Origin of the sequence: Yoonia maritima, from assembly GCF_003003285.1 — a bacterium.
In the GTDB taxonomy this organism is placed as follows: domain Bacteria; phylum Pseudomonadota; class Alphaproteobacteria; order Rhodobacterales; family Rhodobacteraceae; genus Yoonia; species Yoonia maritima.
Genome location: NZ_PVTP01000016.1, coordinates 43,032 through 55,721, shown reverse-complemented (window position 1 = coordinate 55,721; position 12,690 = coordinate 43,032). Strand labels below are relative to the sequence as shown.

13 protein-coding genes and 3 pseudogenes are annotated in these 12,690 nt (G+C 54.1%); 5 read left to right on the top strand and 11 right to left on the bottom strand.

Translation table 11 applies throughout. The features are described 5' to 3' along the window. On the bottom strand, positions 1 to 189 hold a 189-nt coding region (locus CLV80_RS18570), incomplete at its 3' end, for a hypothetical protein (protein ID WP_207766611.1). A gap of 319 nt (positions 190 to 508) precedes the next feature. Between CLV80_RS18570 and CLV80_RS17385 the strand changes: the two genes are divergently transcribed. Then, on the top strand, positions 509 to 1,612 hold the full coding sequence (locus CLV80_RS17385; RefSeq protein ID WP_106359215.1) for a Fic family protein: 1,104 nt from the start codon (positions 509 to 511) through the stop codon (positions 1,610 to 1,612). On the opposite strand, the gene CLV80_RS17380 is transcribed toward CLV80_RS17385, so the two are convergent. Together CLV80_RS17380 and CLV80_RS17375 are read right to left on the bottom strand one after the other, a co-directional pair. After that, positions 1,591 to 1,962 carry a metallophosphoesterase gene (locus tag CLV80_RS17380; RefSeq protein WP_106359214.1) on the bottom strand — a complete coding sequence of 124 codons (372 nt, stop codon included), beginning with the start codon at positions 1,960 to 1,962 and terminating at the stop codon, positions 1,591 to 1,593. The genes CLV80_RS17385 and CLV80_RS17380 overlap by 22 nt on opposite strands. Before the next feature lie 181 nt (positions 1,963 to 2,143). Continuing rightward, positions 2,144 to 2,986, bottom strand: coding sequence for a hypothetical protein (locus CLV80_RS17375; protein WP_133169795.1), 843 nt, complete (start codon positions 2,984 to 2,986; stop codon positions 2,144 to 2,146). A 91-nt stretch (positions 2,987 to 3,077) separates the two neighbouring features. Here CLV80_RS17375 and CLV80_RS17370 point away from each other — a divergent pair, with 91 nt between their 5' ends. Next, positions 3,078 to 3,311: a helix-turn-helix domain-containing protein gene (locus CLV80_RS17370; RefSeq protein ID WP_106359212.1), complete on the top strand. Its 234-nt coding sequence runs from the start codon at positions 3,078 to 3,080 to the stop codon at positions 3,309 to 3,311. Positions 3,312 to 3,691: 380 nt separating this feature from the next. Here CLV80_RS17370 and CLV80_RS17365 read toward each other — a convergent pair. Beyond that, positions 3,692 to 4,317: pseudogene (locus tag CLV80_RS17365) on the bottom strand (IS3 family transposase); the annotation flags it as partial. Here CLV80_RS17365 and CLV80_RS17360 point away from each other — a divergent pair. Then, the gene (locus CLV80_RS17360; RefSeq protein ID WP_165793413.1) at positions 4,279 to 4,935 is read left to right on the top strand and encodes a zinc-binding metallopeptidase family protein; all 657 of its coding nucleotides are present in this window, start codon (positions 4,279 to 4,281) and stop codon (positions 4,933 to 4,935) included. The pseudogene CLV80_RS17365 and the gene CLV80_RS17360 overlap by 39 nt on opposite strands. Positions 4,936 to 5,177: 242 nt before the next feature. Here the strand turns inward: CLV80_RS17360 and CLV80_RS17355 are convergent, their stop codons facing one another. Beyond that, positions 5,178 to 6,098, bottom strand: a complete 921-nt coding sequence (locus CLV80_RS17355; protein ID WP_106359210.1) for a LysR substrate-binding domain-containing protein — start codon at positions 6,096 to 6,098, stop codon at positions 5,178 to 5,180. 133 nt (positions 6,099 to 6,231) lie between these two features. Between CLV80_RS17355 and CLV80_RS17350 the strand changes: the two genes are divergently transcribed. Further along, positions 6,232 to 6,873: a glutathione S-transferase gene (locus CLV80_RS17350; protein WP_106359209.1), complete on the top strand. Its 642-nt coding sequence runs from the start codon at positions 6,232 to 6,234 to the stop codon at positions 6,871 to 6,873. A 32-nt stretch (positions 6,874 to 6,905) separates the two neighbouring features. After that, entirely contained in the window at positions 6,906 to 8,546 is a 1,641-nt protein-coding gene (locus CLV80_RS17345; RefSeq protein ID WP_106359208.1) for an FAD-binding oxidoreductase, read from the top strand. A 365-nt stretch (positions 8,547 to 8,911) separates the two neighbouring features. Here the strand turns inward: CLV80_RS17345 and CLV80_RS17340 are convergent, their stop codons facing one another. From CLV80_RS17340 to CLV80_RS17310, 6 genes and pseudogenes are all read right to left on the bottom strand, one after another. Beyond that, complete coding sequence (locus CLV80_RS17340) at positions 8,912 to 9,511, bottom strand: hypothetical protein (RefSeq protein ID WP_106359207.1); 600 nt, start codon at positions 9,509 to 9,511, stop codon at positions 8,912 to 8,914. A gap of 677 nt (positions 9,512 to 10,188) precedes the next feature. After that, positions 10,189 to 10,488 carry a CcdB family protein gene (locus CLV80_RS17330; RefSeq protein WP_106359206.1) on the bottom strand — a complete coding sequence of 100 codons (300 nt, stop codon included), beginning with the start codon at positions 10,486 to 10,488 and terminating at the stop codon, positions 10,189 to 10,191. Continuing rightward, positions 10,488 to 10,718, bottom strand: a complete 231-nt coding sequence (locus CLV80_RS17325; RefSeq protein WP_106359205.1) for a type II toxin-antitoxin system CcdA family antitoxin — start codon at positions 10,716 to 10,718, stop codon at positions 10,488 to 10,490. Before CLV80_RS17325 ends, CLV80_RS17330 begins: the two co-directional genes overlap by 1 nt. Positions 10,719 to 11,069: 351 nt before the next feature. Next, a pseudogene (locus CLV80_RS17320) lies at positions 11,070 to 11,294 on the bottom strand (HPP family protein); the annotation flags it as partial. A 388-nt stretch (positions 11,295 to 11,682) separates the two neighbouring features. Then, on the bottom strand, positions 11,683 to 11,796 hold the full coding sequence (locus CLV80_RS17315) for a helix-turn-helix domain-containing protein (RefSeq protein ID WP_207766610.1): 114 nt from the start codon (positions 11,794 to 11,796) through the stop codon (positions 11,683 to 11,685). 7 nt (positions 11,797 to 11,803) lie between these two features. Further along, positions 11,804 to 12,623, bottom strand: a pseudogene (locus tag CLV80_RS17310) (IS3 family transposase); the annotation flags it as partial. Between the last annotated feature and the right edge of the window lie 67 nt (positions 12,624 to 12,690).

Below are 12,690 nucleotides of genomic sequence, written 5' to 3'. Positions count from 1 at the left end.
CGGAATTCTGGGGTTCGTTGTGGTGATGCCATTTCGTTTCTCCTTTGAGGCAAAATACCAAGTCAAAGGAGCGGAACAAATCCGCGACAGGTCCAGAACGAGCTGGTCAATCTTTGAATGCAGCTTGTGCACTTCGGCGGCACTCATCTGCTCAGGGGCTGAACCCGGTCGTGTAAATGCGGTCGCCATATTCTCTATCGCCGCTCGATTTTAAGTACCGATCTGAGTTGGATGCACGTCATACTTCTTGGGCAACTCTGCCAGCGTCATGTGATCCACCTCAATGACTGGTTTGAATCTCCGTGACCGCCGCTGTTGGGCGAGGCAGCAGTATGAGGTGCCAAACAGTGCTCATAATGTATCATTCTGAATGCAGTTTTATCAGACTTCCAGTGGTTAAATACTGATTTGCGGAGAATAAAGTTAGTTTCTCCGCAATATATGCGGAGATTATTCTTGTCTTTTGCGGAGATTAAGCACTACAATCTCCGCAAAAAGTGCGGATAAAATGTTTTATATTCATGAACACTCAGACTGGCCAACATTCACATGGGATAAGGCAGCACTAGCGGCGCAGTTGGCCGCTGTGCGCTATCGGCAGGGCAGATTGCTCGGGCGGATGGAGGATTTGGGCTTTGATCTGCGCAATGAGGCGATGTTGCGGACGTTGACCAGTGACGTTGTCAAAAGCAGCGAAATTGAAGGTGAGATGCTTGACAACGACCAAGTACGGTCATCCATTGCAAAACGGTTGGGGATCGATATTAGCGGATTGATCCCAGCTGATCGCAATGTTGATGGTGTGGTCGAGATGATGCTGGACGCCACCCAAGGTTATGACCAACGTCTTGATGCTGAACGGTTGTTTGGCTGGCATGCGGCTCTCTTCCCGAATGGACGCAGTGGCATGCAAAAGATCACTGTGGGCGCTTGGCGGCCCGCAGAGGTAGGACCGATGCAGGTCGTTTCCGGCGCAATAGGGCGCGAGCGTGTTCATTTTGAAGCGCCGCATGCTGACCGGCTTGATGGAGAGATGGCAATATTCCTCGATTGGTTTGCTGCGCCGCCCGAAACGGACCCTGTGATCATTGCCGCGATTGCGCATTTTTGGTTTGTCACGATCCACCCCCTTGAAGATGGAAACGGACGCATTGCACGCGCGATTGCAGATATGGCGCTGGCCCGATCCGAGGCAAGCCCACAGCGGTTCTATAGCATGTCGACTCAGATCCGGCATGAACGCAAGGCCTACTACGACATGCTTGAGAAGACGCAAAAAGGTGGTCTTGATATCACGCCTTGGCTGCACTGGTTTTTACAGTGTCTTGACCGGGCTTTCGATGGAGCCGACGAGATTCTGACGACGGTCTTTGCCAAGGCCCGATTCTGGGAAAAACATGCAAAAGCATCATTGAATGTGCGGCAACAAGAAATACTAAACCGGCTTTTGGACGGATTTGACGGCAAACTGACATCATCCAAGTATGCCAAGATCGCGAAATGCTCTCAGGACACGGCGGGCCGGGACATTCGCGAATTGATCGAGATCGGTGCTTTGCAAAAAGATGAAGCGGGTGGGCGGAGTACGAGCTACTCGTTGGTTGCGGGATAGTGGCACAACGTATGGGCCTGCTTATTGGGTCCATCGCGAACTTCTGCCAGGTGCGAGATGCTCGTCCATGGCAGCGCGAGCGTCGGCTCGAGATCATGGTTGCCAACGATCAGATGCTTCTCGGCGCCGGGCAGTTTTGCGAATAGTTTTTCCAGCCAGTCGCGGTCCTTGGCTCTTTGCCCAAACGCAAAGTCGCCAACGATCCACAAAGCGTCCCTAGGTCCTACCCTCGCCCAAAGGTTCTGCATGAGAACCGCATCCATGTGATTGGCAGACCGAAACGGGCGGTCGCAAAACTGGATGATGTTCTCATGCCCGAAGTGCGGGTCAGCAGTGTACCAATTTGTCATTGTTCGTCTCCGTCGTGCGATGGTGGCGCGGACGACTTTGAACAGGACAACGAGGGTGATGATCTCGGCGAACAGCGCGAAGCCGCCCGCCGTAAATGGGGCGCTAGGTGGGGGTGATATGTTTGCGCGATATGATCATGCGGGCATCATAACGGCTTCTAATGTGTCTGGCTATCCATGATCACAGATCCATATCTGACGCTTCGACTTCTTCGCCTGTCAGGGCCTCGACGATCTGACGATCAAGTTCATGCATGTGTATCCGTCCGAGTTCGTAATCCACCAACGAGAAGCCGATCAGGGTGCTGCCGGGTTCGCCACGATAGGTCAAGGTGAAGCTGGCAAGGCATCCGGGTTTGATCTCCTTGTTACGCGGATGTTCGAAACGGTAGTCCACCTCATTTAGGTAATGTCGCGCGTTGCCGCAGAGTTCATATTCTGTCTGGCGGACACTACCAGTGGCGCTGGTTTCCTCGTGGATTGCCGAGGGCAAAGCAGCCAGATCTGGGATGAAACCGTCCATACTCCATACATAGGTCAGCTTCATGTCCCGACCGTTGATCTCAAATCGGGACGGTGGGCCGTAGGTCTCTTCGATCTGTGCTTTCAGCTCCAGCGGTTCGGGCAGGTCGTCACTTGGCTGGCGGATACTGCGATGGATCGCCATTGGGCGCTGTTCCATTATATCGGATGAGAGTGTGGATGTCAGTTGATCCTGATCCATTTTGGCCAGGCGTCCGTTTACGCCGACATCGCCGTCAGGTGATTGCACTCGAAGCACTTCGCTTTCACTGGTTGAGTCACGCTCACTACGTTCTGCATAGAGTGCCATGACATCGTCCAGCGGATCGCCGGGCTGGAGACCGAGGATCTCGTAAGGGTAGGGGCGCTCAGCAGTCGGGGGCAGAGCGGTAAGGTTATTTTCTGCAATGGCTGATGTTGCCATTGCGACAGACATGACAGCGGCGATTGAGAAACGGATCATGCGGCCGCCCTTGGTAGCGAAGAATGTAATTATGTGCATGCGTAAACCTTCCTCATGAAATTCATAATATACTTCATTATTCATAAAATACTTCATGGTGGCAAGCATATGTTAGCTGCTCAGTCAAATTATGAAAAACGAAGATGATAAAGAGCTTTTGGATGCGTTTAGCAAGACGCTCAGACGGTTGCGTACAGAGGCTGGGCTTTCTCAGGAAGAGCTGGCCCATCGGGCGGGTAAGAGCATCCGCTATGTGTCGTTACTTGAGAGTAGGAAGCATCAGCCGAGCCTCGCAACTCTCAAAAGAATTTGCGATGGGCTAGGCGTGACGATGACAGATTTTATAGCGGAAGTCGAAGCCTGATAAGCTAAATTATGTTAAATGTATATATTTTCCATTGGGTGCTTCAGTAAAATCAGAAGTTTGACGATTCTTAGGCCACTGATGTTATCATAAAAAATCTTAGAGTGCTTTCTGCACTGAGCCGTAGTCGACCCCCCTCCTATGTTCTCGTGGGCGATCAAGGGGACATTTGCAGTACGGGGTGAAATGACACTCTAAGCAAAGCATGTCACACAGGTCGCGAGAGATGCGTCAACCCAGCATGAACTGCTCGGGCTCCACCAGCGCAAAGAGATCGACAAGTTGATACGCTTCCGCCACTTCTTCGACTGGGCTTATTGCAATGTGCCCAAATACAGCACAATTGCGACCAAGACTTGTAGAACGCCAAGCATTCCCTTGTCCCATGTGTCCCGCCAGATCAATTCGGCTTTGATGGTTTTGAAGAAGGTCTCGACGGCGGCGTTATCATAACAATTGCCCTTGCCGCTCATCGATACCTTGAAGCCATGCTGACGCAGGATCTTTTGATAATCGTGCGAACAATATTGGCTGCCACGGTCGATATGATGGATGCCGCCCTTGGACGGTGCCCGGAAGGCGATGGCCATCTTCAACGCTCGGATTGCCAGGTCCCGCTTCATTCGATTGCTCACAGCCCAGCCGATCACGCGCCGAGAATGCAAATCCAAGATCACAGCCAGATAGAGCCAACCTTCGCGTGTCCAGATGTAGGTAATGTCACCAGCCCACTTCTGGTTTGGCTGATCCGCTGAGAAGTTACGATCCAACAAGTTCGGGGCGATGTTGAACTTGTGATTACTGTCTGTCGTAGCCTTATGTTTGCGCGTTCTGACAACAGATATTCCGTTCTGGCCCATCAACCTGCCGACGCGGCGGGCCCGACATTTAAGCCGATCTCTTTCAGTTCTTCCGTCATCCGTGGCCTGCCGTAGCTGCCAAGGCTGAGACGGGATTGCTCTTTGATATGCGCCAGCGTGACTATGTCAGATCGCTGCCTGCGGCTGTACGCTATTACGGATGCCCCGCCGAAGAGGGGGGCGCGGGCAAGACCTTTATGGTTGCTGCAGGGCTGTTCCGCGATGTCGGTATCGCGATCACCTGGCACCCAAGCTGTATCACCCAGATCATTCGCGGCAGTTCTTTGGCCTCATCGCGAATTGATTTCACCTTTCATGGTCGCTCGTTCCACGCCGCCAGCCTACATCTTGGCCGGTCGACCCTGGATGCAGGCAGTATCAAAGCCGCCTATGAATTCGTCGGCTGCACCAAGAGCGAAGACAAAGCCCTGTATGACGTTCTGTTACCCGAAGACCATTCACCGAAATCGCTGGCGGCATCGACCGATGTTGGCGACGTCAGTTGGTGCGTTCCAACGGTGCAAATCTGGGGCGCGAACTATGCGATCGGCACGCCCTTTCACACATGGCAGATGGTCGCCCAGGGCAAGAGCCGTTTGGCCTATCGCGGTATGTTCCACGCCGCCAAAGTCATGGCCATGACTGCCAAAGAAGCCTTTTGCGATCCCGACCTGGTGCGCGAGGCCATGGCCGAGCTGGTGCAACGCGTCGGGACCGGTTATACCACCCTTCTGCCCGCTGACGCGCGTCCCGGTTTTGATTGACATCCAGGGGCCGGACCCGCGCGGGTCCGGGGCGCGAGTGATGGCTTTTATGACAATCTTTCCGACATCCCCGCGCATTTGTGGGTCCAGTGGGCGCAACTGCCGATGCGCGAACTTGACGGAACAGTTGACCTGTAAGGCGGCATGCTAGAGCGAGGTCTTACCCAACTCGAAATCAAATGGAGCAGGCCCATGCGCCGCCCTTTCCTCCGGTTTAATCTTCGTCACTATCTCTATTGCTTTCAATCTTTTACCGACGGCCCTTGCTCATATCGCAACGCACCGATCTGTCGCAGTCGATTGGCGGAAAAGTCCAGAAATGCGCGCAGTTTGGCGGGTGCCTTGCGGCCCAGGGGATGGACCAGGTGCACCGGTATCGGGTGTGGTTCGTCATCTGTCAATACAGCCACAAGGCTACCTTTTCGCAGATCATCTGCAATCTGGTACGACAGCACACGGGCGAGGCCCCATCCTTGTCGCGCGATCGCGATCGCGGCGGCAACGCTATTTACCGTCAATCGCGGGTAAATGCGGACGATTGTCGATTGGTCAGGCCCAAAATGCCATTCCTGCAAGGCGGCGCCTGTTACCACGACACGGTGATGTTTCACCAGATCCGCCGGAACAGACGGATGACCAAAGGCTTCAAGGTAGGCAGGTGCGCCGCACACAACCCGGCGCACTGCACCGACCCGGGTTGCCGAGAGGCCCGAGGCGGGCAATTCGCCAATGCGCAGCGCCACGTCATACCCTTCCTCCACCAGGTTGACGTACCGGTCCACCATCAGCACCTCGGCCGTGATTTCCGGATAGGCCTCGAGAAAGTCAGCGACAAGCGGGGCGACATACATCCGCCCGAACTCTTGCGGACAGGTGATACGAAGCCGGCCCACGGGTGTTGCCGCCGCGCCAGACACCGAGTCTTCTGCAGATTGGAGCTGTGCAAGAATATCGCGCACCTCCTCGGCAAAGCGATGGCCAACATCCGTCAGCCGGACGCGCCGCGTGGTTCTGGTGAACAAACGGGCCCCCAGAGCATCTTCCAGCGTACTGATGGCCCGTGTCGCAGAGGGGGCGCTCAGCCCAAGCGACCGTGCGCCCGCTGTGAAGCTCTTGGTCTTTGCCACAGCGACAAAAACTCTGAGCGCCTGTAGATGATCCATGTGCCGTGCCTTATTGCTTCGTATTCGGTAATAATGAACTTCTGTTTTACGGTATTATTATTCCCTTTGATATCTATTAACTTCTGCCCCAACGGCAATTGCCGTGACATATGACTGACGAGAGGACGACACAATGACTGACGCAGACGCCCGCAATGGCGCTCCCATCACTCTCTATCGAAACCCGAAATCCGGGCATTGCCACCGGGTTGAACTGATGATGGCACTGCTTGATGTCCCGTATGAGACCGTTGATCTCGATATGGAAAACGCTGCGCATAAGGCGCCGGAATACCTGAAAATCAGCCCCTTCGGGCAGGTGCCCGCAATCGACGATAACCACCTGACCCTGAGCGATTCAAACGCCATCCTAACCTATCTGGCGTCCCGCTACGGCGATTTGGACAACTGGGCGGGGCGGTCCCCGATAGAGCGGGCAGAGATACAACGCTGGCTTTCGGTCGCGGCCGGTGAGATTTACCAGGGGCCATGCTCGGCCCGTCTTGTCACATTGTTCGGTGCGCCCTTTGATCATGAAACAGCAAAAGCCAAGGCACATGCTCTCTTTGCAGTGATGGAAGCGCATCTTGAGAAGCGCGACTGGCTCGCTGCGGGGCGTGTCACCCTCGCCGATGTTGCAGGGTATAGCTATATCGCACATGCACCAGAGGGCGGTGTGTCCCTGTCTCCCTATCCGAAGATACAGGCCTGGCTTGCCCGGATCGAAGCGCTGCCCGGTTTCGTTGGCATGGCTCGCTCTCCCGCCCTCGCCTGATTGTGTCAATGCGATCTAATCCGGACATAACGATGACCCGACAGATCAGCCCCTTTCACGCGGGTGAGATTGAAGCGCAGCACCGTGCCGGGGTAGCGGCGCGCGCTTCACAAGGCGGCCGCTTCATTCGCGATCATATGCCCCTGCAACACCGTGATTTCTTTGCCGCGCAACCGTTTCTTGTGGTGGCGGGGTCCGATACGTCAGGCAAGCCTTGGGTGTCGATCCTTGAAGGAAAGGACGGCCCTGTCGCGGCACATACTGAGCGCAGTCTGATATTGGTGGGCCAGCTGGCCGCTAATGATCCGCTGGCGCAGGGCGTCGTGCCGGGGGCACCCATCGGCATACTGGGGATCGAACTGGCGACAAAGCGACGTAACAGAGTGAATGGCCGATTGCGATCCGGCACCGCCGGAGCGCTGGTTCTGGATGTGCAGCAAAGCTTTGGCAACTGCGCGCAGTATATTCATGAACGGACGTTGCGCCGCGTTGACCACTCCCAGCACACCCCCGAACCGGCCTTGGTAACAACCTCGCTCAACGAAGATCAAAAGCAATGGATTGCAGCCGCCGACACATTGTTCATCGGTTCCGGCTTTTCTTCGGGTGCGGGGCACAGCACCGAAGGATTTGATGCCTCACACCGGGGGGGCGAACCGGGCTTTGTCGGCATTGATAGTGACGGCAAGTTGCATATACCCGACTATGCGGGAAACAACTTTTTCAACACCATCGGCAATCTGGTGCGTGATCCAAAAGTTGGCCTGTTGTTTGTAGATTTCGCGACCGGCGGCCTGCTACAGCTGAGCGGTCATGTACAGATTATCTGGGATGGCAGCCAAAGCCATGATCCACAAGCGCGCCGAAAGGTTGTTGTGACGGTGGACAGCGTGGTAGAGCGGCCACAGGCTCTGGCCCTTCGATGGCATACGCCGGATGCGGGCACGATGCAGCTGCTGGTCACGGACAAGGTTGTGGAAAGCCCGGAAATCATGTCGGTCTATCTCGCGCGGCAGGATGGGCATGCAATGGCCGACTTCACGCCGGGCCAGCATCTGCCCCTTGCCCTGAAAGTCCCCGGCCAGCCAGGTCCGGTGCGCCGGAGCTATTCGCTTTCGGGGCCAGCAGATGCAGAGACCTACCGGATCAGCGTCAAGCGCGAGGCGCACGGCATAGCCTCACGGTTCCTGCACGACGTGCTGAAATCCGGCGATATGATCGACGCCAGTTCCCCTTCAGGCGATTTTATCCCACCTGAAGGAGCCGATCCGCTGGTCCTGGTCAGCGCGGGCGTCGGTGTGACGCCGATGCTATCTATCTTGCACGGGGTAGTGGATGCGGCGTCGGGGCGTCCGGTCTGGTTTGTGCACGGCACGCGCAACAGAGATACCCATGCCTTTCGACAAGAGGTTGCGGATTTAGGGCGCCGCGCGAAGAACGTAGCGCAACACCTCTATTATTCTGCGCCCAGCCCGGATGACCAAACGCAGAACGCCCACGTTTCACAGGGGCGCGTCACGGCTGACGCTTTGCTGACCCTTGGCGCAGGACCAAGGGCGCATTACATGATCTGCGGGCCCACCCAGTTTGTCGCTGATCTCAGCGATGGCCTTGAAAGGCTGGGCGTTTCACCTGCGCAGATCCACTACGAAACCTTCGGCCCGGTGGGCTGACCGCGCGGCGATCATCGCGTCTTACGGTTAGAAACGGGCTCACCACATCGGGGATAACATTCGATGCGAGTTGGAGTTTCTTACAGATATGGTCTCTCTGGAGATATGGAAGTTGATAGAAGACATCCGCCACCTAGGAAAATTCGGGTGGCTCGGGCTCGATCTCGGCATTCCCGGCGTCCTGCATTAGCGGCGGGTCTAGAATGAACCACCTTTCGCTGCGGCGCGCATGAACTGGCATGACGCGGACGGAGCTGCCGTTCGCGGTTCACGCACCACTGTCCAGCTTAACCAACCGTTTAACAAATGGTCGTTGTTTGAGAAGGTGGTGCCGGTGCCGCGAAAATCTATCGTCTAGGGCATCCTTACAAATTTTTGTCCTTACGTTTACGTCGCCATAAGAACCAAGCAAACAAATTGATCACGAGTAAACTGCTGACTGACGGCACAATTGCCGCCATACCTGCATCCTGTCCAAAGACAACGCTGACAATAATTTTTAGGACCGTGCCTGCATTGATAAGAGCCAGCCCATACCAAGGGTTTCGCTGCCAGAACGCATAAAAAAACAGCCCCAAAAAAATAATAACCCCAGAAACGAATGCGACGAGGGGCAGCTTGTTGTTGTTAATAAAGAACAACTGCTTTTCCCATTCTAGGTACTCACTAACAGACTGTGGAACTGTGACTGGCGCTTCAAACCAAAATAGGCTGGTCGCCAAGAGGGCCATGAATCCAACGACATGCCACACCCTATGGCGGTAGGCATAAAAAGCCGCTGGGATCACAAATAGCGGGCGTGAATACCAAGAAAACTGGTTCTGATGACGTTCCCAAACCCACGCGCCCATATCTGCACCTGAGAAATAGGCAGCGAAAAAAATGACCGCCGAATACAATAAGATCAGCCCTATAAGCCACAGAACGAGCTGATCTAGTGTTTGACGGCCTGCTGTTTCTGACATGCGTTTGGCTCCAACCGAGGAAAGCTTGTATTGAGAATAAAGTAAGACGACCCACGTGGTCCGACAACCGTTGCCTTTGTTCCCCCCGATCTGGCGGCAAGTGGAAACCCCGTTCATCGCCGAAGTCGATGTAAAAGGTGTTTGGGTCATCAGATTGGTCTCATGATGCGGCGCGTTGTCCGTGACGTAAGCAACGCCTCCTCAATCAATTCTCGTAAGGAATGGACGTGGCTTGGACGATCTTTTGATATATGAGAGTTCTGTCTTCAAACTTGCCGGCCCGGAGCCAATAACGCCCGCGAACGAATTTGCGCTCCAACCTGTCCAAGATCGCGCTGATATCGACATTAGCTGACCCGAGTTCAACTTCGTACGTTCAATCCGCGTTTACGATGTCCTAATTGATGACGACCGAGACGATGGGGATTGCGATAGGTATGCCCGTGTTCGCATCGGAACTTATGACACTCAAGGAGGTTTCAGCTGGCAAAGATCCAACAGAAGCGCAGTTCCGACAGCATTCGGGCGCACCAGTCATGGATGTTCCCTCTTCGCCAGAGCGGTGTTCGTAGATTGGCGAGACTATGTTGGCAACTATGATTTCAAGCGTGTCGATTACTGACCGTGCGCAATGATTATTATGTAAAATGGATGGCAAGTGGATAGATTTTGATTACCTAAAAACCTTGTATTAGCATGTCAATCGCGGTTGTGACTTTCTCAAATTCATCATCGAGATTTCCAATGGCGCTCTTAAGAATGCCAGTTGGCACCGCCGCCATGAACTGAGTGACCATCACGACCGGCCGATCATCGAATTCGAAAACTGGGTTGAGCCTCGTCGCCGGCTTCGGTGCGCTTGATGGTGGCAGCAATGGCACGACAACGCGGGTGTTCAGATCACTCAGCAGATCGGTTTGAACATCCAAAAGATAGCCGTCTCCGGACGGATTGGGAAATACGTCATACTTGGGCATTAGAACTGACGATAACGATCGAGCGGCAAACCAAGCTTCTCGACGTATGAGTTGGAACTCCGAATTGCGGCAGCATTCTCAGCCGTCCACTGTTCCGCTTTAGCTGCAGCAACTGCACTCTGAATCCCGTTCTCAGCCGCTCGAGACAGATTCACCTTCAATGCTTTGGCTTCTGTAAGCAAAGTTACGTCTAAGGACAGATTTGTAGGCTTTCGAGTATGAGAGTTCATGATTCTCCCTCCTAAAAAGAGATTACACCTTAGGAAAATGCGCGTCAATCATGTGCATCGATTATGCGCATGATTGCCAGCCTTATGAAAAAATTGTGACCGTCACGTAGTACTCTTCGCTCCGGGTTAGGGCGTAACATATTGAAAATTATGCGAATTTTATCATGCATCCGGGCACATTTCATTTTGGATTTCCAATCAAGTTACCCTCCCCTGCTGGGAGCAACCCGACTTTCGCTAAGTTAGCGAACATTCCGCGTGCCAATTCGTGAGTTGAGCGGCAGCAGGCTGGGAAAATTGGACCTGTCGCGGTTTGATGCCGCTCCTTTCATAGCACTGACCAGTGGGCTTAGCCGACCACGGCTGCGCCAAAGGGCTGTTCGGGACAGCAAAAAGAAGAACTGAACTCGCCCCGAACGGCGCGACTAAATATAAACCTAGTTGCAGGTCAATTGTTGGCGACAGAATAAATGCGCCGGCCAATGCCAATCCGGTGAAGGCCCCAAGCCCCGCGCGCAGGGCTCCTCCAGGCGAGCTTTTCGCTACGGCGGGGCCAAATGAACCAAGATGAAGCAGAGAAAAGCCTTTCAGTTGTTGGCAAGCATGGTTTTTCAAAACTAAATTTAATTTGCAATGCCTGCTAAGCTTGCGATCCAAGCTAAACCTATCAGGTCATAGCTCTGTCGTTTCCGAATTACTAAGAAAATAAGCGCTACTGGTGCGGCCTTAGAGGGATTGTGATTGGGACAGGCCTATCACGTTACTGGTTAAAGGTTTCCAGACACCACGACCAAACGGTATCCAGCATTGGGCGAGGCCGCTGCGACTTCTTTCGAACAACTTACGCAACTATCGGTAGGTTTCAATACCAAATATTGCCCTAGAAACGGTAGGATTTTGAGTTGATGAACTTTGACGGATTTGGTCCAGTCCGCGAGGCTTGTAATGCATTGTCCAACGATGGTCACCGTGGCAAGGCTCTGCCTTCGTGTATTTTCAGTGTCCGGTAGACAGTGGGCCGTGATACGGAAAACACCTCGGCCAAATCGCTGATGGAATAGTCACCGGTGCCATGCATCCGACAGAGCTCTGAATGCAATTGCCATGTTCAACGCCCGGATCGCCAGATCGCGTTTCATGCGATTGCTAACGGCCCATCCAATCACGCGCCGAGAATGCAGGTCCAAGATCACAGCTAAATACAGCCATCCCTCACGCGTCCAAACATAGCTGATGTCGCCCGCCCATTTCTGGTTTCGCTCGTCTGCTGTGAAGCCCCGATCCAGCAGGTTCGGCGCAATGTTGAACTTGTGGTTGCTGTCGGTCGTCACCTTGTGTTTACGAGTTCTGACAACGGATATGCCGTTCTGGCGCATCAGCCTACCAACGCGTCGGTGCCCGACATCCAGACCAATCTCTTTCAGTTCTTCTGTCATCCGCGGCCTACCATAGCTGCCCAGGCTGAGCCGTGACTGTTCTTTGATATGCGCCAGTGTGACTAAATCAGACCGCTGTCTGCGACTGGCTGACCGGCTTCGAAATGCGCGTAGCTCACGTGTGCTGACGCCAACGACATCACACAGCCGATTGGCTGGGAAGCTGCATCTGTGTTCTTCGACAAACCTAAATCTCATTGCTTTAGGCCCGCAAAGAACTGGGTGGCCTTTTTAAGATTTCCCTCTCCTCCTTCAAGAGGCGGTTCTCCCGTCGAAGTCGATCATTCTCTTGAGCGAGGTCCAAATCTTCTTTGGAAACCATGTTTGTGTCTCGGTGCCCGGTGATCCATTTATTCAGCGTCGACATACCAACACCCAGATCGTCAGCCACCTGCTTACGCGTCAGACCACTGGTCAATGCGATACGCTCCGCATCTTGGCGGAATTCGTCCGTCCGTTTCAGTCCCATAGTTCGTCTCCTTTGGTGCAGTAAATGCTATCAAAGGGGCGGCATCAAACCGTGACAGGTCCACAGG